At 32.1% G+C, this 24,357-nt stretch carries 29 protein-coding genes and 2 pseudogenes; 24 read left to right on the forward strand and 7 right to left on the reverse strand.

Features of this window, described 5'->3' with window-relative positions:
- Positions 1-19 precede the first annotated feature (19 nt).
- The gene (locus MY490_RS07035) at positions 20-910 is read right to left on the reverse strand and encodes an RCC1 domain-containing protein (RefSeq protein WP_248268592.1); all 891 of its coding nucleotides are present in this window, start codon (positions 908-910) and stop codon (positions 20-22) included.
- Positions 911-991: 81 nt separating this feature from the next.
- Entirely contained in the window at positions 992-1,627 is a 636-nt protein-coding gene (locus MY490_RS07040; RefSeq protein WP_248268593.1) for a pentapeptide repeat-containing protein, read from the reverse strand.
- Between the two features lie 275 nt (positions 1,628-1,902).
- Between MY490_RS07040 and MY490_RS07045 the strand changes: the two genes are divergently transcribed.
- From MY490_RS07045 to megL, 6 genes and pseudogenes are all read left to right on the forward strand, one after another.
- Complete coding sequence (locus MY490_RS07045) at positions 1,903-2,289, forward strand: spore coat protein (RefSeq protein WP_248268594.1); 387 nt, start codon at positions 1,903-1,905, stop codon at positions 2,287-2,289.
- A 306-nt stretch (positions 2,290-2,595) separates the two neighbouring features.
- Positions 2,596-2,964 (forward strand): DUF4180 domain-containing protein, encoded by a 369-nt coding sequence (locus tag MY490_RS07050; RefSeq protein WP_248268595.1) that lies wholly within the window; start codon positions 2,596-2,598, stop codon positions 2,962-2,964.
- 384 nt (positions 2,965-3,348) lie between these two features.
- The gene (locus MY490_RS07060) at positions 3,349-4,047 is read left to right on the forward strand and encodes an aspartate/glutamate racemase family protein (protein ID WP_248268596.1); all 699 of its coding nucleotides are present in this window, start codon (positions 3,349-3,351) and stop codon (positions 4,045-4,047) included.
- 107 nt (positions 4,048-4,154) lie between these two features.
- Positions 4,155-4,247 (forward strand): annotated as a pseudogene (locus MY490_RS07065) (DNA-binding response regulator); the annotation flags it as partial.
- Positions 4,248-4,799: 552 nt separating this feature from the next.
- Positions 4,800-4,931, forward strand: a complete 132-nt coding sequence (locus tag MY490_RS22105) for a hypothetical protein (RefSeq protein ID WP_282439847.1) — start codon at positions 4,800-4,802, stop codon at positions 4,929-4,931.
- 351 nt (positions 4,932-5,282) lie between these two features.
- A pseudogene (megL, locus tag MY490_RS07070) lies at positions 5,283-6,479 on the forward strand (methionine gamma-lyase).
- A gap of 54 nt (positions 6,480-6,533) precedes the next feature.
- On the opposite strand, the gene MY490_RS07075 reads toward megL, so the two are convergent.
- Together MY490_RS07075 and MY490_RS07080 are read right to left on the reverse strand one after the other, a co-directional pair.
- Complete coding sequence (locus MY490_RS07075) at positions 6,534-6,998, reverse strand: hypothetical protein (protein ID WP_248268597.1); 465 nt, start codon at positions 6,996-6,998, stop codon at positions 6,534-6,536.
- A gap of 563 nt (positions 6,999-7,561) precedes the next feature.
- Positions 7,562-8,350 carry an HAD family hydrolase gene (locus tag MY490_RS07080; protein ID WP_248268598.1) on the reverse strand — a complete coding sequence of 263 codons (789 nt, stop codon included), beginning with the start codon at positions 8,348-8,350 and terminating at the stop codon, positions 7,562-7,564.
- A gap of 215 nt (positions 8,351-8,565) precedes the next feature.
- Here MY490_RS07080 and MY490_RS07085 point away from each other — a divergent pair, with 215 nt between their 5' ends.
- The 4 genes from MY490_RS07085 (at position 8,566) to MY490_RS07100 (ending at position 11,413) form a co-directional block, all read left to right on the forward strand.
- Positions 8,566-9,132, forward strand: a complete 567-nt coding sequence (locus MY490_RS07085; protein WP_248268599.1) for a DUF1643 domain-containing protein — start codon at positions 8,566-8,568, stop codon at positions 9,130-9,132.
- Positions 9,133-9,406: 274 nt separating this feature from the next.
- Positions 9,407-10,594 carry a helix-turn-helix domain-containing protein gene (locus tag MY490_RS07090; protein ID WP_248268600.1) on the forward strand — a complete coding sequence of 396 codons (1,188 nt, stop codon included), beginning with the start codon at positions 9,407-9,409 and terminating at the stop codon, positions 10,592-10,594.
- A 153-nt stretch (positions 10,595-10,747) separates the two neighbouring features.
- The gene (locus tag MY490_RS07095) at positions 10,748-11,035 is read left to right on the forward strand and encodes a DUF4359 domain-containing protein (protein WP_248268601.1); all 288 of its coding nucleotides are present in this window, start codon (positions 10,748-10,750) and stop codon (positions 11,033-11,035) included.
- Positions 11,036-11,107: 72 nt separating this feature from the next.
- Positions 11,108-11,413 (forward strand): hypothetical protein, encoded by a 306-nt coding sequence (locus tag MY490_RS07100; protein ID WP_248269458.1) that lies wholly within the window; start codon positions 11,108-11,110, stop codon positions 11,411-11,413.
- Here MY490_RS07100 and MY490_RS07105 read toward each other — a convergent pair.
- Both MY490_RS07105 and MY490_RS07110 read right to left on the reverse strand, forming a co-directional pair.
- Positions 11,323-12,279 (reverse strand): hypothetical protein, encoded by a 957-nt coding sequence (locus MY490_RS07105; RefSeq protein ID WP_248268602.1) that lies wholly within the window; start codon positions 12,277-12,279, stop codon positions 11,323-11,325. The two genes, MY490_RS07100 and MY490_RS07105, sit on opposite strands and share 91 nt — an antisense overlap.
- A 183-nt stretch (positions 12,280-12,462) precedes the next feature.
- Entirely contained in the window at positions 12,463-13,380 is a 918-nt protein-coding gene (locus MY490_RS07110; RefSeq protein ID WP_248268603.1) for an alpha/beta hydrolase, read from the reverse strand.
- A 188-nt stretch (positions 13,381-13,568) separates the two neighbouring features.
- Between MY490_RS07110 and nagZ the strand changes: the two genes are divergently transcribed.
- From nagZ to MY490_RS07160, 10 genes are all read left to right on the forward strand, one after another.
- Positions 13,569-15,206, forward strand: coding sequence for a beta-N-acetylhexosaminidase (nagZ, locus tag MY490_RS07115; protein ID WP_248268604.1), 1,638 nt, complete (start codon positions 13,569-13,571; stop codon positions 15,204-15,206).
- A 104-nt stretch (positions 15,207-15,310) separates the two neighbouring features.
- Positions 15,311-15,547 (forward strand): hypothetical protein, encoded by a 237-nt coding sequence (locus MY490_RS07120; protein ID WP_049813506.1) that lies wholly within the window; start codon positions 15,311-15,313, stop codon positions 15,545-15,547.
- Between the two features lie 77 nt (positions 15,548-15,624).
- Positions 15,625-16,011: a RidA family protein gene (locus MY490_RS07125; RefSeq protein WP_248268605.1), complete on the forward strand. Its 387-nt coding sequence runs from the start codon at positions 15,625-15,627 to the stop codon at positions 16,009-16,011.
- Positions 15,996-16,169, forward strand: a complete 174-nt coding sequence (locus MY490_RS07130) for a hypothetical protein (RefSeq protein ID WP_248268606.1) — start codon at positions 15,996-15,998, stop codon at positions 16,167-16,169. Before MY490_RS07125 ends, MY490_RS07130 begins: the two co-directional genes overlap by 16 nt.
- A complete protein-coding gene (gene cdaS, locus MY490_RS07135) occupies positions 16,145-16,771 on the forward strand; it encodes a sporulation-specific diadenylate cyclase CdaS (protein WP_248268607.1) in 627 nt (208 codons plus the stop codon). The genes MY490_RS07130 and cdaS overlap by 25 nt, the downstream gene beginning before the upstream one ends.
- A 202-nt stretch (positions 16,772-16,973) precedes the next feature.
- The gene (locus MY490_RS07140) at positions 16,974-17,291 is read left to right on the forward strand and encodes an ArsR/SmtB family transcription factor (RefSeq protein WP_248269334.1); all 318 of its coding nucleotides are present in this window, start codon (positions 16,974-16,976) and stop codon (positions 17,289-17,291) included.
- A gap of 58 nt (positions 17,292-17,349) precedes the next feature.
- Positions 17,350-17,751 (forward strand): ArsI/CadI family heavy metal resistance metalloenzyme, encoded by a 402-nt coding sequence (locus MY490_RS07145; RefSeq protein WP_248268608.1) that lies wholly within the window; start codon positions 17,350-17,352, stop codon positions 17,749-17,751.
- Between the two features lie 24 nt (positions 17,752-17,775).
- Positions 17,776-18,819, forward strand: a complete 1,044-nt coding sequence (arsB, locus tag MY490_RS07150) for an ACR3 family arsenite efflux transporter (RefSeq protein WP_248268609.1) — start codon at positions 17,776-17,778, stop codon at positions 18,817-18,819.
- 23 nt (positions 18,820-18,842) lie between these two features.
- Positions 18,843-19,250 carry an arsenate reductase (thioredoxin) gene (gene arsC / locus MY490_RS07155; RefSeq protein ID WP_248268610.1) on the forward strand — a complete coding sequence of 136 codons (408 nt, stop codon included), beginning with the start codon at positions 18,843-18,845 and terminating at the stop codon, positions 19,248-19,250.
- Positions 19,251-19,637: 387 nt separating this feature from the next.
- Positions 19,638-20,099, forward strand: a complete 462-nt coding sequence (locus MY490_RS07160; protein WP_248268611.1) for an SRPBCC family protein — start codon at positions 19,638-19,640, stop codon at positions 20,097-20,099.
- A 53-nt stretch (positions 20,100-20,152) separates the two neighbouring features.
- Here MY490_RS07160 and MY490_RS07165 read toward each other — a convergent pair whose 3' ends face one another.
- On the reverse strand, positions 20,153-21,187 hold the full coding sequence (locus tag MY490_RS07165) for an LLM class flavin-dependent oxidoreductase (RefSeq protein ID WP_248268612.1): 1,035 nt from the start codon (positions 21,185-21,187) through the stop codon (positions 20,153-20,155).
- Between the two features lie 296 nt (positions 21,188-21,483).
- Between MY490_RS07165 and MY490_RS07170 the strand changes: the two genes are divergently transcribed.
- The 4 genes from MY490_RS07170 to MY490_RS07185 all read left to right on the forward strand — a co-directional run bounded on the left by MY490_RS07170 (position 21,484) and on the right by MY490_RS07185 (position 24,189).
- Positions 21,484-21,687, forward strand: a complete 204-nt coding sequence (locus MY490_RS07170) for an alpha/beta-type small acid-soluble spore protein (RefSeq protein WP_248268613.1) — start codon at positions 21,484-21,486, stop codon at positions 21,685-21,687.
- A 169-nt stretch (positions 21,688-21,856) separates the two neighbouring features.
- Entirely contained in the window at positions 21,857-22,309 is a 453-nt protein-coding gene (locus tag MY490_RS07175) for an RrF2 family transcriptional regulator (protein WP_084006921.1), read from the forward strand.
- Positions 22,310-22,969: 660 nt separating this feature from the next.
- Positions 22,970-23,329 carry a DoxX family protein gene (locus MY490_RS07180; RefSeq protein WP_248268614.1) on the forward strand — a complete coding sequence of 120 codons (360 nt, stop codon included), beginning with the start codon at positions 22,970-22,972 and terminating at the stop codon, positions 23,327-23,329.
- Positions 23,326-24,189 carry a VOC family protein gene (locus MY490_RS07185; protein ID WP_248268615.1) on the forward strand — a complete coding sequence of 288 codons (864 nt, stop codon included), beginning with the start codon at positions 23,326-23,328 and terminating at the stop codon, positions 24,187-24,189. Before MY490_RS07180 ends, MY490_RS07185 begins: the two co-directional genes overlap by 4 nt.
- Positions 24,190-24,357 lie beyond the last annotated feature (168 nt).

Below are 24,357 nucleotides of genomic sequence, written 5' to 3' on the forward strand. Positions count from 1 at the left end.
AATTTTGCTTGTCGTACATTTAAAACGATCTTGGAGTTAGTTGGATACCGTGCCAGCTACTTACACCACATTGGCCAAATTCATTACTTCCTACAGCTACAACTGTGCCATCTGATTTAAGTCCAAGAGTATGTGTGAAACCCGCCGAAATGGCTACAATATCACACCAGTCACTTACATTACATTCGCCATGTCTCTTCAACCCGGTAGCCACAACTGAGTCGTCCGCTTTAAGTCCAATCGTATGATTACTACCAGCCGAAATCGCTACAATGTCGTGCCATTCGCTTACATCGCATTGACCTTCCTTATTCAATCCAACAGCAACAACGGTGCCGTCCGACTTTAGCCCGACCGTATGAAGATAACCCGCAGAAACCGCCACAATATCATGCCATCCACTCACTTTACATTGGCCATACCGGTTATTACCTACGGTTGTAACTGAGCCATCCGATTTAAGACCGACAGTATGCCAGTCACCTGCAGCAATCCTCACAATGTTGTGCCAATCACTTACATTGCACTGACCATCGTTGTTTCGACCTACAGCTACGACCGTACCATCTGATTTAAGTCCAACGGAACGACGCCAACCAGCCGCAATTGCCACAATATCGCACCAGTCGCTTACATTACATTGTTCATGCTTATTCCATCCCACAGCCACAACAGTTCCATCCGATTTTAGCCCAATCGTATGAGAATTACCCGTGTGAGCGTTACCAGCAGCAACCGCTACAATATCGCTCCAATCGTTTACTTCCAGTTTGCCATATTTATGATCACCTACAGCTGCCACAGTACCATCAGATTTAAGCCCGACCGAATGACGATAACCAGCTGCTATACAATCTTTAGGCCACATTTTCACTTTTAACTCCGCTTCGTTCGGTGAACTATAATCCATGTTTTTACCACTCCAATTACTAACAGGATTTAAATTGTAATTCTAACTAAGAAACATTAGATTTAATCAAATACTTACCTTTTAATCTACAATCTTTAGTCCCATCAATGCAGCAAATTGAATGGCTTGATTTGATGAAACCTTACAGCCATTTAAATTACTAATTGAAACTGTTAATTCATTAAAAGTAGAACTACTAATATCTATACCCTTAAGAGATGTTTGTTCAAAATTTGCGCCATCAATATTACATCTATTAAAATCAACTTTCTTGAATTTACAATCATAAAAATCAGTACTTTTTAGAACAGAGTCTCGAAAAATTACTTTTTCTAGTTTTGATTCTCCCAATAGTGCCAAATTTAAAACGGAATTTTCAAATTGTACATTACCTATGCTAGATTCCGTAAAATTTGCGCCTAATAATTTACAATTTTTAAAGATAACTTTGTGAATAGAAGAATTTTTCATATTGCAATTTGATAAATCACAGTCTTCAAAATATACATCAGTCATACTGATATTTTTTAAATCTGTATTCGTAAATTTACAATTCTTGATGACCGCTTTATATAAAAATACTCGATCTACCACTTCATTTTCAAAAACAGAGCCAGAAATTTCACACATTCCTAATTCTGGGTCTTCTTCATAAAAAATATCATAAAAATTTTTGGCTATTAATTCTTTGGGGATAGCAGGTGTATCAATTTTCATAGTGATTCCTCTCTTTAAATAAGTTGGATGAAACTTAAATCCTTTAGATTTGTTACTCAATACTATAAAGAACTTTGAGTTTAAAAAAAAGACTGTTAATTTTATTAGGTCTGTGTACAAAACAGCTCTTCAATTCTTAATTAAATGTCTATTCCAATTTGCCATTAAAAAAAAATCGAAATCTATTAAAACTTCCATATTTATACTAGGATACTTGTCCATTCTTTTTTCTAAATTTTGAATAAATTATATTAACACTATCAGGAGGTGATTTAATGTATCCAATCCGCCCAGTTACTAATGTAACTGAAAGACAAAGAGCTTTTAATAGATTAGAAAATGCACAAGCAGAAGTTCAAAGATTAGTAATTCGCGATTCACACACTGTTACAGTAGCTCAAACTGAAGCTCAAGCTTTAGTTTTAGTACAAGCTTCATTACAAGCTGCAATCGAAGCTGTAATTCTTATTTTTGGTGATGATCCAAGAATTAGTCAATTACAAAAAGTTGCTCAATCTTTAGAAAATCTTCAATTACAATCACAATCTGTTTACATTGAAAATTCAGATGGAATTGTCGTAACACAAACTGAACTGCAAATTGAAGTAGTTATTCAAGCTGCAATTCAATTATTAGCACAATTAGTAGCAAAACTCGGCTAATAATATTTGGAGAAGAAAAGGACAAAATTTATATGTCCTAAACCTCTTATTCAAATTTTATTAAATGATTTTTTGCTAGGGGTGATGACTTTTTTTGAAGCTTTTGGTAGTTTCCCTCTTCAAAGAGAGTTAACCTGATTTTGATTTTAATACCATCTATTTTTATCAATCCGACAAAAATAGATGGTATTTTAGTGTTCATCTATAATTAATATTAAAAATAAATACAAAAGTATCACTTCAAGCTACATACTCTTTGTTTTAAACTAGTAGAAATAATAAAAACTTTGAAAAGGGGAAGAGTAGATGGATATTAAAACAACAGAAGTAAATGGGCAAGTAATTGCAATCGTCAATACAGATTCAGTAATTCTTGCAGGTGAGCAAAGTGCTTTAGATTTTATTATGACAATAAGTTATGATCATAAAAGTAATCGAATAGCTCTTAACAAAGAAGCAATTTCAGAAAAATTTTTCAATCTTAGTACAAAACTTGCTGGTGCGGTGCTTCAAAAGTTCGTTAACTACAATATTAAGTTTGCGATTATCGGTGACTTTTCTAGTTATACAAGTAAGGCACTAAAAGATTTCATTTATGAGTGTAATAAAGGGAATAATGTATTTTTTATTTCATCAGAACAAGAAGCAATTGATCGATTAGCTAAAGCAAACTAATCACTATTTTTACAAAAGATAAAATGATCATCGATGTTCCAAACGTTTAGATGATCAGCACGGTATCCGCGAAGCCATAGAACACCATGTGATTGAACCAGATGGAGCTTGATGTTCCTTTACGGAATTCCCTAAAAAAACTTTCTGGTTGATCTAAGCACGACAGTCTTAGATAAGGTCATTTCTACTATTCTAGTAATAAATGGACAATTAGCGTATATATTTTTTTCAATATGCATTTTGTTCTCTCCTACGTCATACTATTGTGCTTAAATTATTAGTTCTAAAAAAATTTCCTTGTTAAACCTAGAGATAATAATAGGTCTTAAATTTGTTGATGAAAAGTTGAGTAAAAATTTAAAAAGAAATTGGAGTTGAATGTTGATGAAAACAATCGGATTGATTGGTGGGATGAGTTGGGAGTCTTCATTACTGTATTATCAAATTATGAACGAACGTGTGAAAGAAAAGCTTGGCGGTCATCACTCCGCAAAAAGCTTACTGTATTCAGTCGATTTTCAAGAAATTAAAACCCTTCAGTTTGAGGATCGATGGGATGAATTAACGAAAAGTATGATTGATATTGCTAAAAAGCTGGAGAAAAGTGGAGCAGATTGTCTTGTTATTTGTACGAATACAATGCATAAGATGGCAAAGGAAGTTGAAGATTCAGTCAAAATTCCTTTATTACATATTGCTGATGCGACTGCTAAAGAAATTGTAAATAATGGAATTAAAAAAGTTGCTTTGTTAGGAACAGCATTTACAATGGAGCATGATTTTTATAAAGGAAGATTAATCGAGCAGTTTTGTTTAGATGTTATTGTCCCAAATGAAGCTGAACGAAAACTAATACATAATATTATTTATGAGGAACTTTGTCTTGGAATTGTAAAAGAGGAATCTAAGCAAGTTTATTTAAACATAATCAATCATTTAATTGAACACGGAGCGGAAGCGGTTATTTTGGGGTGTACTGAAATAACGATGTTAATCTCTCAGGAAAATTGCAGTATACCTGTCTTTGATACAACAAGAGTTCATGCTGAAAGTGCTGTGGATTTCGCTTTAAGTATTCAATAATAAAAGAAACCCACAATGTATGAACTGCACCCCGATTGTTAGACAAAACTAACAATCGGAGGTGTTTTACATTAGATCAAAAGATAGCTGTCGTTAATGAGTGTATAAAATCACATGTCCATCGTATATTACAAAAATTTGGCTGTAAAGACCGAACACAAGTAGTCATAACGGCACTAAGGAATGGAATGGTGAAGTAAGAAGGAAGTTTTGGAAAGTAAATAAAAAGTAGATGTTATTTCTATCTGAGATAACACCTACTTTATTTGGACCGAAATCTACATAAATGAAATTTTTCATAATGGCTTGTATTACTTTTAAAATCAATTCGGGGGAATAAGTGGAAAGGGAAGTTTAGGAGAAGAAGTTTCGAATTGAAAAGTGCTAATTTTAGATTAAATTTTAAGGCTAGAAGAAGGAATTATAAGGATGACTTTATAGTCAGTAATAAAATGTTGTAGAAAATCTTCGTTATATAGACTCGGTAATAAATGTGATCATAAAATTCATCTAATGAAATAGATATAATATTAAATGATCCAAAGAAAGAGTTTGTCTAGACACTGAACTAGTTTGTACAAGTTTTTTTATGAAAAAAAAGAGGAAAAAAAAAAAAAACTACGAACTATTATAATTACTAATTCATTCGTTAATCGAAGTACTTTTTTATTAAAAATTGTATACGTATTTTATTAAGTAATTTTGTTAAAAATACAAAAATTAAATAAAATTTACTAAAGAGGTGTAGTCAAATGAGCTTCCATGATCCAAACGAATTTGATGAATTGATACCAAATGATACCGATTTAAATTTTATTAAAAAATTTCCAGAAGTTGAAGAAGCGATTGGAATTGATGAAATTCTGAAGTGGTTAGAAGATTAACTCAAAGAGAAAAATTTTAAAATAAAAAGTACTTTCTAGATTTTTAGAAAGTGCTTTTTTTCATTATCAATTAAAATCAAGTAATAGGGAAAAAGTTTGGTAGAAAATTTTAGTGAATAAATAGTATGAACCAACACAAAATAGATCATTTTGCAACTTTCTATTTTGTATTAAGTCTTATTTTAAATGAAGAGTATGTAATTTTACCTATAGTAGGAACTATTAAAAGGTATTGATTTCCTACATATAGAAGTAGTCTAAGTGAATATTTTGTAAGGGTTTTCATTTTAGTTTTATTTGCTTTAATTAACGTTTGATCAACACACACTTAATTAAGGAGGCTAATTAGAAATGAAGAAAAATCAGTTTGATACAAAGTTGGTTCACGAAGGCTACAAAACTAGTGAGTATAACGGGAGTTTAACTCCTCCATTATTTCATACGTCTACCTATACATTTCCTACAGCACAACATGGAGAACAGTCCTTTGCTGGAGAAAGAGATGATTTTATTTATTCAAGGTTAGGAAATCCAACCGTTCAAATATTGGAACAACGAATGGCTGCATTAGAAGAAGGAGAGGTAGCGTTAGCATTTGGTTCTGGCATGGCTGCTGTGTCTGCTACAATTTTCTCTTTAATTAGCACCGGTGACCATATTTTATGTTCAAAAGGCATATACGGATGTACGTATGGTTTTTTAGAAATGCTTGAGAGCAAATTTGGAATTGAACATAACTTTTGTGAAATGGATACGGAGGAAGAAATTCAAAACTTAATCCAAGAAAACACGAAAGTTATCTTTATTGAAACACCGATCAACCCTACAATGAAAGTCATTGATATTGAAATGGTTGTCGAAGTTGCAAAGAAAAATAACATTACTGTAGTAGTTGATAATACATTTTGTTCACCTTATTTACAAAAGCCACTAACACAAGGCTGTGACATTGTGCTACATAGTGCAACGAAATATATTAGTGGTCATGGTGATGTAGTTGCAGGAATTGTTGTTTGTAAAACAAAAGAGCTAGCTGATCGAATGATCCCCATCCGAAAAGATATAGGAGCAATTATGTCACCATTTGATGCATGGCTGCTGCTTCGAGGATTAAAGACATTAGCAGTTCGAATGGACCGTCAATGTGAAAATGCAAAAAAGGTCGTTTCATTTTTACAATCGCATCCAATGGTAAAGGATGTATTTTACCCTGGAGATTTTAAAAGTCAAAATTATTTTATTGCAAGTAAGCAAATGAAAAAAGGTGGAGGAGTGTTCGCATTTACTTTTGACGGGACAAAGGAAGAAACACATTAATTTATTAACCATTTAGAAATGATAAAAATAGCAGTAAGTCTAGGTGATACAGGGACATTAGTACAGCATCCGGCTACGATGACACATGCAGTCGTTCCAAAAGAGTTACGAGAAAAAATGGGCATAACAGAAAATATGCTACGCATGTCAGTTGGTTTAGAAGCATGGGAAGATATCGTAGCCGACTTACAACAAGCTTTACTTAAATCTAATAGCAATACATTTTGTTAATTTCGAGTTGAAAAAAAGTACTTTCTAAATTTTTCTTAGAAAGTACTTTTTCTTTTAGCTAATTGGGAAATCAACAATTTCATAAATAATATTTTTATCAATCCTAAACTCAATGGTAAAATGAGGATCAAAATCAATGAGCTGGTGGACTGTTATATATGAATCATGAATTTCATTAATGCAAACTACATAATGATAAATTAGTGTTTTTACGATGACTACCTCACCTTTAAGCTCTTTTGCAAGTTTATTAATCCTTTTTTGAGTTTCAGGAGACGTACTTTCAGATACAGTTATAAAATGTCTCTTCGCCTGCCATGACACATCACTTGTAAAATTACCTTGCTCATTTCTTGAAGAAACACTTTTACAAGATAATTTACCAATCTCAATCACCAAAGCTAAATCAATTCTAATTTGTCTGAACACCTGATCAGAGGCCAAAATGATGATATTTAATGAATGGTCTTCATTAATTGATACTAATCTTCCTCTATAATTAAATAAGAATGTCTCCAAAAAAACCTTTTTCCCAATTAATTTCTTAGCTCTTTTTAAAATATGACTTCTATTCTCTGGTGAAGTGCTTTTAGATATGCTAATCCCATGTTGTTCCGATAATATTAGTTAGCCTCCATAAATTTGATACTACATTTTATGAAAAGAATGCTTCTCATCGAAACGGTCAATATCATTAGTTAAAAAATTTTATTGGACGAGCAGCCTTTCAAATGGAAAATTTTTAAGGTTTTTGACATAAATAGGGGGTATATCTAGTCAAATTCGTAATATTTATATAATAATGTCGATGTGAAATTGCATGTTTGATTTGATTTTTTTTGACTAAATTAACTAGTTAGACTAAAAAATTCAATTAAAGGAAAAAGCATATGATGAAAAGAAGCACAATATACGGATAGTAGTATGGGTAAATTTTTAGTTTAATTGCGTTTTTCATCCTTTTAATTGCATTTCTTGGAATTTATTTGCACTTGCTTGAGTAAATTACGAACAAATACCCAATCAATAAAAAAATCCAGCAAGCCCCCATAAAAATGGACCACTAGATTTTTTTTTAAAACCTACTTATTCAATGAATCAATAATCGGATAAAGCTCTTCTAAGTGAGTAATTTCATATGTAGGTACAACTTCATTTCGCTCTTTATTATGTCTATTAATCCATACGTTTTTCATTCCAATTCTGCTTGAGCCTAAAATATCAGTCATAAGATTATCTCCAACCATAATGACCTCTTCTTTTGATAGTTCCATTAATGATAAGGCATGTTCAAAAATACTTGGATCAGGTTTGCCTTTTCCAAAGTCTCCAGAAATTAGTATTTGATCAAAATACTCTTTAATCTTTGGTGTAATTGAAAGCTTCGTATGTTGTAAATCAGGGGAGCCGTTTGTTAGTAAGAGTAGTTTATACTGCCCATTTAGACGATCAAGTACATTAAATGTTTCATCGTATACAAAAGGGTTTCCTTTGCGTTCTTCAGGGAATGTTTCGGCTAATAAATGACCAAATTCTGGATCATCTATTCCAAATGCTTTTAAGCCAAGCGTCCATGCATTTTTTCGATAGGTAGGCGAATTCGCCCTCATTTTTGGAAATTGATCATGATCATCTAAAAAATTCCCCCATAGTCCTTCGAATGGGTTTATGCCAATTAATTTTGTGAATTCGTATGTATCGTATGATTCATAAAGCTTTCTAGCCGCATCACGAACGGCATTTTCAAATTCACCTGAATCAATACCGTATTTTTCTGTAGCAAGCTTACATGTATTTTCAAATGCAACTTGAACACTTTTTTGGTCCCAAAGTAATGTGTCATCTAAATCAAAAATGATTCCTTTAATCATAAAAAAGCCCCCTCCTAATATGAACTGTATAAATTATCCACTATCGTACTAGGAAAATATGAATTAGTAAATAGAAAGCTACTAAAATTTCACTTTTTTTTAGTTACAATGTAAGGATTATTTATTTTAAATTAATAATATAGTACAAATGACGATTAAATGGAATATAATACCTTGTTGATTTTGTTTTAATTAATGATGAAAAGAGTGAGTATATGTCATTTGAGGATTTTGTAAACTGTCATTCAATGCAAATTAATACGAAGGCGGTCTTCGATAAACAAAATAAATTAATGCGATATTCGCTTACAAGAACTTGGGATGAGTCAAAAAAAAAAGCCACTCTTGTATTACTTAATCCTTGTCGAGCAAATCATCTAAAGAGTGATTATATATTGGCGAGATGTCTTAATTTTTTTATAGATTATAAGAAAGGTAACTTCGGATCGCTAGAACTAGTAAATCTTTTTGCATTAATGGAACCGGATTCAACAAAGCTAAAAGGGAAAAAATGCGAAGTTGGCGAACATAACGATGAAGCGATTAAATTAGCGATTAGTAATGCAGATATTATTATAGTAGGCTGGGGCTCAAGTAAACGATTTAAATGGCGAATTAAAGAAGTGCTAGATTTGTTAGAACCTTATAAAGATAAATTATTTAATTTTTGTGATGATTCAAATCGGAAGGATATATTGATTCACCCAGTTATTTTAGCGGAACGACATTGGTTAGAAAAATTAAATTTTGAAGCACTTTACGAATGGTCTACAAAAGATTAATCATAATGATATTTCTGAAGACAACTCATTTTGGGTTGTTTTTTTTATTGCTTGAAAATTCAAACTTATATTTATAAAAATTGTTATAATAAATTGAGCATTAAGTTAAGTTCAAGGCAGAATGCCATACTTTAAATTAATTACTAAATTTCCGACTTACTAGAAAACTCAATTATTACTTGAGTCCATTTTTCCACAATTCAAGTAACACTTGATTTTAACTATTCAATTAACTAGATACAATGAAATTAACTTTTAAATAGAGGTGACCTAAATGTTTGATATGAAAAAAGTAGGTAGACAAATCGCTCAATTAAGAAAGGCAAACAAGATTACACAGATGAAGCTAGCTGATCAATTAGGTGTTAGCTTTCAAGCAATTAGTAACTGGGAACGTGGAGAGACAATGCCTGATATTTCAAAATTACCTGAGCTTGCTGAGATATTTAATGTAAGCATTGATGAAATTTTAGGAAATGAAAAAGGTGTTAAGTTGATTAATCATTTAATTGAAAAAGATCATCCTGATTCATCAATTGAGTTAGCGGTTGAAAAGGAAGAATTTTTAAATGCTGCACCAATTCTTACTATCGATCAAGCAGACTTAGCATTTAGAAACGTTGAGAACGATCTTACGATTATTGATACAGCGGATATTGCTCCATTTGTTAGTGAAGATATAATCGATGAATGTGCAAAGAAAGAATTTGATTTGAATGGAATCAAGGGATTATCAAGGATCGCACCTTATATTAGTAACGATATAATTGATGAATTTGCGAAGAAAGAGTTTGAGTCAAATGGAATGGAAGAATTAACTCGTGTAGCACCGTTTATTAGTCAAGAGTTAATTGATGAATTAGCGAAAAAAGAGTTTGAAACAAATGGTATAAAAGGATTTACATCTGTGGCACCATTTATTAGTGAAGAAGTAATGAATGAATTAGCAAAGAAAGAGTTTGAAACAAATGGAATAAAAGGATTAACACCAGTGGCACCATTTATAAGTGAAGAAGTAATTAATGAGTGTGCAAAGAAAGAGTTTGAAATGAATGGAATAAAAGGATTAACATCCATGGCGCCATTTATTAGCGATGAAATCATTGATGAGTGTGCAAGGAAAGAGTTTGAGTTGAATGGCATAAAAGAAGTTACAGCAATGGCTGCATTTATCAGTGATGAAATAATCGATGAATGTGCAAAGAGAGAGTTTGAAACAAATGGTATAAATGGACTAGCATCAATGGCACCATTTATTAGTGGTGAAATAATTGATGAATGCACAAGAAAGAGTTATGAATTAAACGGGATCAAGTCATTAACACCAATCTGTCCATTTATTGAAGGTGACCTACTTAATGAACTTGCTTTAGATGCAATATCAAAACATGGCATTAATGAAATTTTTTCAGTGATTCCATTTTTAGATTCAAACATTGTAAAAAATGCAGTAATTAAATAAGTTTCGAAATGAATACGTTTTTTCTTTAAGGGTTCGCAATTAGGACCCCTTTTTAATTTTTCTAGACATTTTATTAATAAAAAGGATATTTTCTGGACAATTCAGTAATATCCTTTATCATATAATTAGTAAAAATAATGAAAAGGTGACTTTATGAAAAAATTACTTGTTATTATGGCTTTCGCAATCTGTCTAATTATTTCTGCACAAACAAATCCATCAAAGGGAGAGTTTGTCACATGGGCAAAGGATCAACTTAAATTGGAATCAAAAAATAAATACCTAGATTTTGGGATTGATTTGCTAGGAGAAAAACTTATAAGTAAGGTTACAACTAAAAAAGATTATGTCTTTTTTTCAGTTTACGAGGTTAAGGCTTTAGACAAGGATGTAAAAGTGGTCGGTTTATTTAATCACTTTATTCCAATTTCAAAAAAATAAATTCGAAGTGTTAGTGGAAAACTTTGATTGCTTGTATATAATAGAAGAATAAAGTTAAAAGAGGTGGAAAGAATGAGTAAATCAAAAGCAAGAAAATTACGAGAAAAGCTAGTTAGAGAAGGTAAACGAAATCCAGAATCAAGTAGAAGTTCATTTGCGATGTTAGATTTAAATACGCGTAGAACAAAAACAAAACAAGAAAAATTAAATCAAGTTAAACATAAAAAACAGTCCTTTGGAAAAGATGATTTTCAAACAAAGGACTGTTTTTTATTTAGATGCTTATCTTATTGTTGTGTAGCAGGCGCTTTTTTTACTTTATTAGCGAATTTAACTGTTAGATTTGTTTTATATACGTCGGCATCAGCTTCAAATTGATTGTAAGTATTATTAAATTTTTTAAAAACGGTAGTTGCATTTACAAGAGCAACTTTTGCTTTTGCTACATCTCTTTTTTCAATTGCATTATTTAAGCTTTCATTATCTTCTATATCATAAAGCTCATCAAAACCATCTTTAAAATACTTATCAAACATAGAATCTAGATCTTTTTCGATTTGACGATGTGTTGTGTAATCCATATCTAGAACATCGTATGCATAACTAATAATTTCTTGTTCTTTAGATGTCATCCCATAAAAGTGTTGATTTACTAAAGAATATTCAGTTTCATAGTTTTTATATTCAGCAGGTAATTGCTTACGAATATAAATTTCATTTTCCGTATAAATTTGATCCTCGATATCGTATACATATGACTCGATCGTATCATATGTGTGGTTTTGGTAATTTCTAATTGCCACCAATTTATTTTTTTGAGTTGTAAAGTATGTTTTAGCACCCTTTGAATCTACTTTTTTAATATATGTATTAAACTGTGCTGTTACTTTTTTCATATCTACTGCTGCATTGTCTTTTCTCGCTTTATCAATTCTTGTTTTAAAGCTAGCTGTTTTTTTCACTAGTTCGTCTTTACCTGTATATCCGTACTTATTAAATAAAGTAACATCAGTTTGAAGTTCTTTATAATAATCATAAACATCTTGATCAGTATAATAGATTTCACTTTTTAAGTTGTTCAGTACTTTAATATACGAGCTTACTTGTTTTTTTAAATCATTTTGAGCTTGGACAATTTTAGTATTAGTTGCTGCTTGTGTTTCAGTTGGTAGCATACCTAATAGAATACCTGCTGATAGGGTTGTTGCAGTTGCTATAGTTGCGATTTTTTTTAATTTATTCATTTCGTTCTCCTAAAATATTAAAATTTTTCATACTATTAGTATAGTACATGTTACAAAAATATTAAATATATATTAATAGGATTAAAACTAATTTAAATTACCTTTAAATGAAGTTAAATAAATTGTCTTCACTTAAAGGTAAATAAATTAAGTGATACAATCATAAACTAGCAAAGTCCATTTTTAGTCCCGTGAGGCATTTACAATTAATTGTGCCATTCTTCTTGGGTAAGTTTTTGCAGTTGACATATGATCGCCACTTCCTTGAATAAAACGATAAACGCCTAATCTACTAGCTATATGAGGATACCAACCAGAATTTTCACCTGCAGGTACCACTGTATCTTCTTGTAAATTTATAAAGCTTCTTGGAGTAGATAATTGGTAAAACGTTTTTAAATCTAGCTTTTCGACAAGGGGCATAGCCGGTTCAGGTGTTGTCGCATTATAAATTTGCCGCGCCGTTTGTAAATCAGCCAAGTTAACAAACACATCTCGGAAATATTGAAATGGTAGTTTGATAGTATTATCAGAAGATTGTTTTGCTAAGTCTAAAAGAAATTTTTGTGCTTGTGGTGGGAATTGATCTGCCAAGCTTTCGCCGTCATTTAAAACAAAAGCATTCCAAAAAACTAATCGTTTAATTCGGTCGTGAAGCTGTTCAGCGACTTTTTGAATGACAGTACCACCAAAGCTGTGACCTATCAAAATAATATTATTAAGCTTATTAGACGTTATATAATGAACAACTTGTCTTGTAATCATCTCATGATTTACATTTTTATCTTTATCTGTACCATGCCCAGGTAACTGTGGTGTGTGAACAATATGTCCCATTTTTTGTAGTTCTCGTGTTATTCCGTGCCAAAAGAATGGATCAACCCATGAGCCGTGAACTAAAACGAAAGTGCTTTGAGCATGCTGACGATAAAAAATGTCAGATTGTTCAATTGAATGATGCTGTTGATGAATAGGATATGATTGATATTCGTTATACCAATATTGGTGATAATCATAGTAAGGATTATTCTGATTTGGATTCATATTATGATTTTTGTAGTTTATAGGTTGAATCATTTCATGGGATTTTTTACTGGTCATGCTAATTAGTCCCTCCTCGTTAATCTTTCTCATCGTATGCACCTATTCGTTAGAAGGTGCCCACTTAACTAATGGAAATATAAGTAAGTAAAGAGGGGAAAATAATATTTTAGGAGGAGAATATTATCAAAAAAGCTATTTTTTTATTAATACTATTGTTAATTGTTTGTACAAGTGTTTACTTTGCGGTGAAAGATAACGTTTTCCAAGATTCATCAAAATCGAATCCAAATAAAAATATAAATCATCAAACGGAGACTAATCATTCGAGTCAACTTACAACGGAAGAAATTTTAAATAATATCCTTTCAAGCGCTAAAGTAGGAGAAATTCCAAACCAAAAAAATATAGAAGTAGGGAAGACTTCATTAAAAGATTTAACGGAGCAGTTTGGGGAATCCACCCAAAAAGATCAGGTTGCTAATGGTACGTACTTAACCTATCAAAAACAGGGATTTGCAGTAGGATATGATTATCAAAATCGGATTTACGAAGTTAGATCGTATGATTCTAATTTACAACAAATTCACTATGACGATATTATGAAACAATTAAAAAAGCCGAGTAAGATTAAATATTATAAGGATCAACAAGTTGATCAAATTATTTTAATTTATGAACTGCCAAAACATTTTGAGCTGAAGTTTATTTTACCAAGACCAACTAGTGAAAATAATAATCCAACATTGCATCATACGTCAGTATCAATAACTGACCAGCTTAACCCTAGTACTGGCACTAATCTAGATCAGCTTTTAAATGCGATGACACTTCAAGAAAAAATAGGTCAAATGATTATCTCAGGTTTTTACGGAACGAATTACTCAAATAGTTTAAAAGAACTAGTTGAACAATTTCATATTGGTGGATTTATTTTTTACAATGAAAATCTAACGAATAACAGTCAAACGGTTAAACTTGTGAATTCCATAAAGACTGCTAATCGAACTAATCATTTACCGATCTTATTCGGAGTTGACCAAGAAGGTGGAAGGGTTTCACGTTTACCAGGAAATCTTGGTCAGATACCGTCAAACGAAATAATTGGAAAGAAAAATAATGGACAATTTTCATTTGAAATAGGTCAAATACTAGGAGAACAGCTACAAGCTTTTGGTTTAAATATGGATTTTGCACCTGTTTTAGATGTAAATAGTAATCCTAAAAATCCGGTCATTGGTGATCGTTCATTTAGTAATAATCCAAAAACTGTTAGTAATTTAGGAATACAAACAATGAAGGGGATTCAATCAGAGAAAATCATCCCGGTTATAAAGCATTTTCCGGGCCACGGTGATACTTCAGTTGATTCCCATTTAGAATTACCAGTTGTAAACAAATCGTATACTGATTTAAAATCATTGGAATTAATACCGTTTAAGGATGCGATCAATCAAAACGCAGATGCTGTTATGGTTGCACATATTTTATTACCAAAAATTGATCCTAAATACCCTGCTTCAATGTCTAAAATGATCATTACTTCAATGTTAAGGGATGATTTAAAATATGATGGAGTCGTTATGACGGATGATATGACGATGGATGCAATAGGAAAAAATTATAATTTAGAAAAAGCAGCGGTTACTTCCATTTTAGCTGGAAGTGATATCATAATGGTTGCACATGATCCTAACAAAGTAAAAGCTGTTTATAAAGAAATCGAAACAGCCGTGAAAAACAAAACAATTTCAGAAGAACGTATAAACGAGAGTGTAAAACGAATTATTTTACTTAAACAAGAATATAAACTAAATAATCATCAAGTAAAGCCGATGGATCTACAAAAGCTCGTTGAAAAAACAAATAAGTTATTAAATAAGTAGAAAAATTAGCAAAAAAAGGAAATTACCACCTTTTATCGAATAAATAGTCTTTAAAGGTGGTGTTCTTTCTGGGTAGTAAGATTTCAGATGCAGGATTAATGCTATTGGCCATTTTTAAAGAACTTCAAGAAAAAGAGCCAGACTTTGAAAAAGGGCTTCATAATGAAGTAGGAGTCGAAATTGATGATGTCGAACCTGCATTAATAGAATTGGAAATGCAAGGATTTATAAATGGTTTAACTTGGATTAAGAGTGATATAGATCAAAAAGAAATTGCTTCATTATTTAATATTTCAATAACACCTACAGGATTAGCTAGAGTAATAGAATTATTAAGATGATCTGTATACATATAAAATGACTACCTCAAATGTTTGTGACATTTGAGGTTTTTTGAAAGAAAAAAGGAGGAATAAAAATGAAAATTAAAAAAGTAAACCCCGAATCTGTTGCTGCACCTGTGGGCCAATATAGTCATGTCACAATTGTCCCAAGACATGCCGAACTCGTTGTTTTATCAGGTCAAGTAGGGAACGACAAAAACGGAGTATTTCCAAATGATATCGAAAGTCAATTTGTCAATGCACTTGAGAACATAAAAAACATTCTTGAGAGTGAGAAAGTCGAGCTTAATAATCTTTTTAAACTAAACTTTTGGCTAACGGAAAAAATCGATCGTCAATTCTTTCTAGACTGTTGGAACCAATTTCATTCTGGTAATCCACCTGCAACAACTTATGCTTATGTATCAGCTTTAGCAAATCCAGACATTAAAATAGAAGTTGAAGCATGGGCAGCAAGTTAAACAACTCAGTTCGTTCCGTACGATCAATTGTTATTGATTCAAAACCAAGTATGGAAATGATTGGTATAACATCGCCAACTTTGGGAATCTTAAGTGGAGGCAATTCGGTTCGAAAGCGAGATGAAAAATTGAAATGGATGAATTCGAGTCTCAATTAAATCCCACTGTAAGAAAAAATATAACAAAAACACTATCTCAACTTAATTTAAAAATCGAGGGCATGATTGGAAGAATTGAAAATAAAGGATGCGGCATTTTAACTGAATTTGAAAATATCCATCGGGTATTTAATAATTTACAAATGGATGCAGCCTCATTTTATTTGAATTCATATCTTTCTCCGTATACTGATATCTTTGAAGAATTGACAATCACAGTTCAACACTTATCCAAACGCAAACATGGAGGATTAATTGTTGTAAAAAGAGACGACTCACTTGAAGAATTAATGAGTTCAGGGATCCACGTCGGTGCAAAACTTTCTCCAGCATTACTAGAATCGATTTTTTATCCAGGTAGCCCGTTACATGACGGAGCAGTACTAGTTGAAAATAACATGATCATTTCAGCAGGTAATGTACTTCCACTTTCTAAAATTACATACGATAATAAAAAACTTGGAACTAGGCACCGAGCAGCAGTTGGAATTTCTGAACAAAGCGATGCACTTGCCCTAGTTGTATCAGAAGAAACAGGAAATATATCTTTCGCTTATAAAGGAAGCTTATATCCTGTTAAATATGGGGAACCTATTCATTAAAACTGAACGATCATTTTTGATCGTTTTTTTGATTGGCTCTGTTAAGGTGGAATGTTGATTTTCTCTAACTGTCTGGATTGTTGTATAAAAATATTAAAATATATCAATTTTTTTTGATTATAATACATTGCATTTATTTGGTAAATTAACCTATACTTAATTCATCAAGAAAATTTGATGAAGGAGAAAGAATATGACTGGTTTGACACAACAGTTCCAGAAATATGAGCAGAAATTCAAAGCGTTATCTGATCAGAAGCGTCTTGAAATCATGTATGAGCTTTGTCAAAGAGGAAGTACATGCGTATGTGATTTAACTGAAGCGTTTGATATGACACAATCAAAGCTTTCGTATCATTTGAAAATCTTACTGGATGCAGGGCTTATTGTAAAAGAGACGAAAGGTACATGGAGCTATTATGACTTGAACGACACAGAAGTTAACAACTTGCTATCAGAAGAGCTTTGTTGTATTTTCCAAAAATCAGATAACGGTAAACGTAACAGTAATTGTTGTTAAATTTTTTAATCATTAAATCAATTTTTTTTGATTTAACAAAATAATGGAGGAATTCTGTATGAAATATGTTCATGTAGGAGTTAACGTAACAAATTTAGAGGCATCAATCGCTTTTTATAAAAAGGTATTTGGTATAGCACCTGTGAAAGTAAAAGAAGAGTATGCTAAATTCCTGTTAGAAAATCCAGGTCTTAATTTCACTCTCAATGTCCGGGATCAAGTTGAGGGTAATCAAGTAAATCACTTTGGTTTTCAAGTTGAAACATCTGAAGAAGTCTTATTTCATAAGAAAAGACTAGAAAAAGAAGGTTTCTTTGTACGTGAAGAAATAAATACAACTTGTTGTTATGCAGTTCAAGATAAGTTTTGGGTAACGGATCCAGACTCAAATGAGTGGGAATTCTTCTATACAAAATCAGATAGTGAAGTTCAAAAAATAGAAAATACTTCTTGTTGTTAAGTAAAAGGAGAAAAGGAGAAAAGAATGAAACGATTATCATTTTTAGACAGATATTTAACCCTTTGGATATTCGTAGCAATGGCAATTGGGATAATTCTTGGCATTTCAACCCCTGGATTTGTAGATAGCCTAAACAAATTACAAGTTGGAACGACTTCAATACCTTTAGCTATCGGTTTGATTTTAATGATGTATCCGCCACTTGCTAAAGTTCGTTATGAAGAGATCGGAAGAGTATTTAAAGATGTAAAAGTATTATTTCTATCATTAATTCAAAATTGGTTAATTGGACCAGTATTAATGTTTTTATTAGCAATTATCTTTTTGAGAGATTACCCAGAGTATATGGTTGGTTTAATTATGATTGGTTTAGCACGATGCATTGCGATGGTGATCGTATGGAATGATTTAGCTGATGGTGATCGTGAATATGCAGCTAGCTTAGTAGCCTTTAACTCTATTTTCCAAATGATCTTCTTCTCAGTTTACGCATATTTCTTCGTAACAGTATTACCAAAAATTTTTGGTTTAGAAGGTATGTCAATCGATATTACAATGCCAGAAGTTGCAAAATCGGTTTTTATCTATTTAGGAATTCCATTTTTAGCAGGACTATTTACAAGATTGATTCTTGTAAAGGCGAAAGGGAGAGATTGGTATGAAAAAGAATTTATTCCTAAAATTAGTCCAATTACGTTAATTGCATTATTGTTTACAATTATTGTGATGTTCTCATTGAAGGGAGAAGTAATTGTAGAACTTCCTTTGGATGTTGTACGTATCGCAATTCCTTTATTAATCTATTTCATCATTATGTTCTTTGTTTCTTTCTATTTAGGGAAGAAATCGGGGGCAAGTTATGGCGTTTCAACAACTTTAGCTTTCACAGCTGGAAGTAATAATTTTGAATTAGCAATTGCAGTTGCAGTTGGAGTGTTTGGAATTAATTCAGGCTCAGCATTTGCAGCAGTAATCGGTCCATTGGTTGAAGTACCGGTAATGATTGCATTGGTTAACGCAGCGTTGTGGATGAGAAGAAAATATTTTGCAAAAGAAACAACAATATAAATTTAAACAAAGGTGGAATACACATGGCAGATAACAAAAAAACAATTTACTTCTTATGTACAGGAAACTCCTGCCGTAGCCAAATGGCAGAAGCTTGGGGTAAACAATATTTGGGAAATGAATGGAATGTCTTATCAGCTGGGATCGAAGCACACGGTGTGAATCCAAATGCAATTAAAGCAATGGATGAAGTTAACATCGATATCCGAAATCAAACTTCAGATGTAATCGATCAAACCATCTTAAACAATGCAGATTTAGTGGTGACTTTATGTGGTCATGCGAATGATGTATGTCCAGTAACACCACCACATGTGAAACGAGTTCATTGGGGATTTGATGACCCAGCAGGTCAAGAATGGAGTGTATTCCAAAGAGTTCGTGATCAAATTGGACTTCGTATTAAACAGCTTGCTGAAACTGGAGAATAGAAAAAGAACCTTCTATCATAGAAGGTTCATTTGTTTTCATTGATCAACTAACTCACATTTTAGTTTAATAGAGCCATATATGGTCGCATTAGCATCGTTTATCGCAATCATGGATTCTGCATTGGATGTTATATTCATTTTCAATGGAAACAATATAAACACCGAAAAAGTTTAAGGTAAATTAAATAAAAATCAGAGTCTTCTCATTAAATAAGAGGGCTTTTTTTATGATATGAACACATAGTTCGGTATAATCGAACTAGTATTTGAAATTGTGGTGTTCCTCATGGTTTTAAAAGAAAATTAAACAAAAAAATAAAGATTGCTTGATTTATAAATTAAACCGAATAGATAAAATTATAGCTTCAGGAAGGAAGATTAAAAATAATGATCAAATGGAAAGAAGATATTGTTATTAATACAAATATCGAAAAAGTATGGAGTCTATTTTTAGATAAAAATATTAAGAAAATAATGCCAAAGGTTGAAGAGCATCATTTAATTTATAAAAATGAAAACGAAGTAGGTTCAAAGCATCAGCAAAGTTATAGAGAAGGAAAACGTGTAGAATCTTATATTGTTGAAACTTTGGCATACGAAGATACTGAATCATATAAAAAAAAGCAAATCCATTTCGTTTTAGCAAATGCATTTGAAACGAATCTGACATTTACATTAGAAAAAATCGACGATACACATACAAAATTTATTTATGAAGGCACGAATGTTGGAGTGAATTTTATCGGACGAGCAATGTTAAAGCTAGCTAATCCAAAAGGGAATAATTTAAAAGTAGTAAATGAATTTTTACATAGAGTCGAACAAGAAGCTTTAAAGGGGCAGAATTAATAGAAGCTTCTATACAACAAAAAGGAGAGCATCTACTACTCTCCTTTTTAAATTTATTTTGATACTTTACTTAATAATTCATATGAATATAAACGTGCTGCATGATCGAAAACAGAACCATTTACCATAATCTCATCAGCTTTTGTTATATTTAAGACTGTTTGTAGTTTTTCAGTAACGGTTTCGATTGTACCAATAGCAGATAGCTTCATTTGATTTTCAAGTGTTTCTTTTTCAAATGGACTCCAAATTTCATCCATATCGTCAACTGGTGGTTTTAAAAGAGCTGGTTTGCCACCACGAACTAAGTTTAAGAATGATTGTTGCTGTGTTGTGAAAAGTCTTTTTGCTTCTTGATCTGTATCAGCAACGACAACATTTAAGCCAATCATTGCATATGGTTCATCTAATACTTCAGAAGGTTTAAAGTTATTGTGATACAACTGCATTGCTTGGACTGTATAGTCTGGTGCGAAATGTGCTGCAAATGCAAATGGTAAACCTAATTCAGCAGCTAACTGAGCACTAAAGCCACTTGATCCTAGTAACCAAATTGGAATATTTAAACCTTCACCAGGTACAGCTTGAACCGTTAAACTGCCAATTCCACCTGGCGGATTAAAGTAATTACGTAATTCCTCTAATTGAGCAGGGAAGTCTTCGTGGCTGCGTAAATCTCTACGTAACGCTCTTGTTGTTGACATATCACTACCAGGGGCACGACCTAATCCGAGATCAACACGACCTGGATGTAGTGATTCTAATGTACCAAATTGTTCCGCTATGACTAATGGAGCATGATTTGGTAACATGATGCCTCCCGAACCAACTCGAATCGTTGATGTACCACTTGCAATATGTCCAATTACAACCGAAGTAGCTGAACTTGCAACTGCTGGCATATTATGATGTTCGGCAAACCAGTAACGGTGATATCCCCATTTTTCAGCATGCTGTGCTAAATCAAGACTATTTTTAAACGCATCAGCAGGAGTGCTTCCTTCAACAACTGGTGCTAAATCTAATACAGATAAAGGTATTTCACTTAAATTCTTAGCAACTTTATCTTGGAAACGATTATTCATCATAAAATTTTCCTCCTAAAAAACAATTTTCAATATATGGAAATAACGAGACGTTTTCATTTGATAAACTGTGTTTTAATTATATACAGTATGCTAAGATTATAGAAAATCTCAAGACATAATACAAGCTTTTGAACTTGGAAATATTTATACAGGTAAACTTCATATGGTAACAAGAAGTATTTTTGGAAAAAAGAAAAAAAATTGTAAATAAATGTATAGAATAAATTTTAAGAATCATACTATCTTTAATCTGATAAACAACATCAGAGCATCCAAAAGACAAAGGAGTCAACAACATGGCAAACAGAAGATCTTCAAATCAATATGCTTCACCTAATGCAAGTTCAGCAATTGAGCAAATGAAGTTCGAAATAGCTTCTGAATTTGGAGTGCAGTTAGGACCAGACACAACATCACGCGCTAACGGTTCAGTTGGTGGAGAAATTACGAAGCGTCTAGTTCAAATGGCAGAACAAAGCCTAGGCGGATACTCTCGTTAAATAAAATTGAGGATGGAAAGCAAACTTTCTATCCTTTTTTTATTGTCTAAAAACAACTAAATCCATCCATTAAATTGTTATCTACTTACAATTAAACAAGACTAAAAACTACTATATACTTGCAAGGGAAACAAAAACGGGTGATAATAATATCACTGGATGGTGATAAATGATGTCAAGTTGTAAAAATTCCGTTACACCTAAGTGGTTCGGATTTGCTATTCAGGCATTAGTTTTACTAGCAACAACAGAAGGGGTTACACCAAGTAAAGCAATCGCAAAACATATTAGATCAGGTGTTTCATTTATGAGAAGAATCATGGCTCCCCTCGTAAAAGAAAAAATAGTAGAAGCTAGAGAGGGACGAGATGGCGGCTATTTATTAGCTAAGTCACCTGAGGAAATTACTTTAAAACAAGTCTACATTGCCCTACAAATGACGGAACCCCTATCAACTGCACTAATTGAATCCACATCTGACTGTACTAGTGGACGTGTAATGAACAACGTATTTTCAGACTTTGCAATTGAAGCAGAAGAGCACTTACTTGGCTTTTTATGTAACTATACTTTGGCGGATTTTGTAAGACGTGCCAGTCATAAAACGATCGAATCACTTTGAAAATATCGTACATTTGGATGTACGATATTTTTATTTTGTTGGGGAACTATTCGATTACATATAAAACTTTTAAATCTTTGAATAACGAGTGAGGTGCAAATAAAAATCAAGAAACTACAATTAAAATTATCAAAACTCAATTAAAATAAGGTATCTGCAAATAAAAATACCAATTCTGCAATTAAAAACAATGAATCTGCAAAAATTTCAAATCTACAATTAAAAACAATGAAACTGCAAATAACAGTCATTCATCATAAAAAACTAGTTAAAAAATCACATTATTTTTTAACAATACCAATGAAGAACTCTTAATTCATCAAAAGACCAAGACATCTCCTCGAAAATGTCATAAAACCACAAGATAGTCACAAAGAAATTTAAAAAACATCAAACAGCCTCTTCATTTAATTTTTCTTTCAATTTAAAGTGAGGCTGGTTAAACATAAATAAAAAAATGCACTTGAAATAAGAACAGTTATCGCATATACTGTACTTAAATCAAACGCACTTACAAAAAGTAACCAACTAATATTAAGCGCATTATTTTTTTAAGTATTACTGTTTCTAAACTAAGAACAGTAAGGTTTCAGTAAAATATTCTAAAAATAACTGTACTTAATTTAAGTTAAGTAAAAAACAAAAGGGAGAGATTTTTAAATGAAATGGTTTACTCGAATTATTCAAGGGATTTTAATTATTGCATTTCTAATGTCTGGATTTGTGAAATTAAGTGGCAATACTCAGATGTTACATGATTTTAAAGAGGTTTATGGTTATTCAAAAGGGATGATGTATACGATTGGTTCATTTGAGGTATTAGGTGCAATTGGTTTATTAGTTGGTTATTGGAAGTTGATAATAGGTAAGCTTGCTGCAGTAGGATTAGCAATTATTATGGTAGGCGCTGTATTTACTCATTTACATGCGGGTCAAGGCATGAGTGTTGCAATGGCTCCATTTGTTCTGTTAGTGTTAACATTAATTGTACTATTTACTAGAGGAGGTAAATTAAAATGAATTTTCATCAAAAGCCAAAGGTTTATGCTCCAACAGTTGAATTAAAAGTTGCAAATTTAGAGCGTTCATTAGCGTTTTATCAAGAAGTTATCGGTTTAAAAGTTTTGGAACATTCAAGTACAAATGCTAGTTTAACTGCGGATGGGGTAAATGTTTTAATTAAATTAGAGCAGCCAGACAATGTTACACCTAGAAATGAGCAAAATACAGGATTATATCATTTTGCCTTATTAGTACCTACTCGAAAAGATTTAGGTATTGTGCTTAAGCATCTGATTGAAACTAGAAATCCACTTCAAGGTGGTTCGGATCATTTAGTAAGTGAAGCAATCTATTTAGCGGATCCAGATATGAATGGTATTGAAATTTATACAGATCGTCCATCAGAGAATTGGCAATGGCATAATGAATATGTCGTTATGGATAGTAAACGATTAGATGTAGAAGGGCTTTTGGCACTTGCTGAGAATGAAGCTTTTTCAGGACTACCAAATGGAACAATTATGGGTCATATCCATTTACAAGTTTCTGATTTAAATAGCACGGAGAAGTTTTATTGTGAAGGGCTTGGATTTGATGTTGTAACGAAATATGGAAGTCAGGCATTATTTATTTCAACTGGCCGTTATCATCATCACATCGGTTTAAATACTTGGCATAGCGCAGGAGGGGTTGCACCTTCTGAACGCAGTGCAGGATTAAAGAATTTTACATTGCTATATCCAAGTGAAAAAGAAAAATCGGTGGTAGTAAATCGTTTAAAGAATATGGGAGCTTTTGTTTTTGTAGAAAATGACGTTACCTTTACAAAGGACCCTTCAGGCATAACAATCCAACTATTAGTTGGTAATGAAAAATAAACAGACAAAAAATTTGAGTATCAGACTGATTGCAAGCGCTTGTCTTTCGAGGCGTGGGGTCTGGTAAACAGAGTTACCCTAGATGGTAAGGAGCACTGAAGACAGGCGAAGCAACGAAGAAAGCGAGCGTTTGTCAACAGTCTGGAGAGACATTTTCAACAACAATGT

It is taken from the genome of Gottfriedia acidiceleris, assembly GCF_023115465.1.
Lineage (GTDB): Bacteria > Bacillota > Bacilli > Bacillales > Bacillaceae_G > Gottfriedia > Gottfriedia acidiceleris_B.

Excerpts from the sequence above, each read along its gene's own strand:
- MY490_RS07160 (WP_248268611.1), top strand. The coding sequence starts at position 19,638 with ATGATCAAATGGAAAGAAGATATTGTTATTAATACAAATATCGAAAAA.
- MY490_RS07165 (WP_248268612.1), bottom strand. The coding sequence starts at position 21,187 with ATGATGAATAATCGTTTCCAAGATAAAGTTGCTAAGAATTTAAGTGAA.
- MY490_RS07060 (WP_248268596.1), top strand. The coding sequence starts at position 3,349 with ATGAAAACAATCGGATTGATTGGTGGGATGAGTTGGGAGTCTTCATTA.
- MY490_RS07170 (WP_248268613.1), top strand. The coding sequence starts at position 21,484 with ATGGCAAACAGAAGATCTTCAAATCAATATGCTTCACCTAATGCAAGT.
- arsC (WP_248268610.1), top strand. The coding sequence starts at position 18,843 with ATGGCAGATAACAAAAAAACAATTTACTTCTTATGTACAGGAAACTCC.
- MY490_RS07105 (WP_248268602.1), bottom strand. The coding sequence starts at position 12,279 with ATGAATAAATTAAAAAAAATCGCAACTATAGCAACTGCAACAACCCTA.
- MY490_RS07045 (WP_248268594.1), top strand. The coding sequence starts at position 1,903 with ATGTATCCAATCCGCCCAGTTACTAATGTAACTGAAAGACAAAGAGCT.
- arsB (WP_248268609.1), top strand. The coding sequence starts at position 17,776 with ATGAAACGATTATCATTTTTAGACAGATATTTAACCCTTTGGATATTC.
- MY490_RS07185 (WP_248268615.1), top strand. The coding sequence starts at position 23,326 with ATGAATTTTCATCAAAAGCCAAAGGTTTATGCTCCAACAGTTGAATTA.
- MY490_RS07095 (WP_248268601.1), top strand. The coding sequence starts at position 10,748 with ATGAAAAAATTACTTGTTATTATGGCTTTCGCAATCTGTCTAATTATT.
- MY490_RS07100 (WP_248269458.1), top strand. The coding sequence starts at position 11,108 with ATGAGTAAATCAAAAGCAAGAAAATTACGAGAAAAGCTAGTTAGAGAA.
- MY490_RS07040 (WP_248268593.1), bottom strand. The coding sequence starts at position 1,627 with ATGAAAATTGATACACCTGCTATCCCCAAAGAATTAATAGCCAAAAAT.
- MY490_RS07080 (WP_248268598.1), bottom strand. The coding sequence starts at position 8,350 with ATGATTAAAGGAATCATTTTTGATTTAGATGACACATTACTTTGGGAC.
- MY490_RS07050 (WP_248268595.1), top strand. The coding sequence starts at position 2,596 with ATGGATATTAAAACAACAGAAGTAAATGGGCAAGTAATTGCAATCGTC.
- MY490_RS07090 (WP_248268600.1), top strand. The coding sequence starts at position 9,407 with ATGTTTGATATGAAAAAAGTAGGTAGACAAATCGCTCAATTAAGAAAG.
- MY490_RS07035 (WP_248268592.1), bottom strand. The coding sequence starts at position 910 with ATGGATTATAGTTCACCGAACGAAGCGGAGTTAAAAGTGAAAATGTGG.
- MY490_RS07110 (WP_248268603.1), bottom strand. The coding sequence starts at position 13,380 with ATGACCAGTAAAAAATCCCATGAAATGATTCAACCTATAAACTACAAA.
- MY490_RS22105 (WP_282439847.1), top strand. The coding sequence starts at position 4,800 with ATGAGCTTCCATGATCCAAACGAATTTGATGAATTGATACCAAATGAT.
- MY490_RS07180 (WP_248268614.1), top strand. The coding sequence starts at position 22,970 with ATGAAATGGTTTACTCGAATTATTCAAGGGATTTTAATTATTGCATTT.
- MY490_RS07175 (WP_084006921.1), top strand. The coding sequence starts at position 21,857 with ATGATGTCAAGTTGTAAAAATTCCGTTACACCTAAGTGGTTCGGATTT.
- MY490_RS07145 (WP_248268608.1), top strand. The coding sequence starts at position 17,350 with ATGAAATATGTTCATGTAGGAGTTAACGTAACAAATTTAGAGGCATCA.
- MY490_RS07085 (WP_248268599.1), top strand. The coding sequence starts at position 8,566 with ATGTCATTTGAGGATTTTGTAAACTGTCATTCAATGCAAATTAATACG.
- MY490_RS07130 (WP_248268606.1), top strand. The coding sequence starts at position 15,996 with ATGGGCAGCAAGTTAAACAACTCAGTTCGTTCCGTACGATCAATTGTT.
- MY490_RS07125 (WP_248268605.1), top strand. The coding sequence starts at position 15,625 with ATGAAAATTAAAAAAGTAAACCCCGAATCTGTTGCTGCACCTGTGGGC.
- cdaS (WP_248268607.1), top strand. The coding sequence starts at position 16,145 with ATGGATGAATTCGAGTCTCAATTAAATCCCACTGTAAGAAAAAATATA.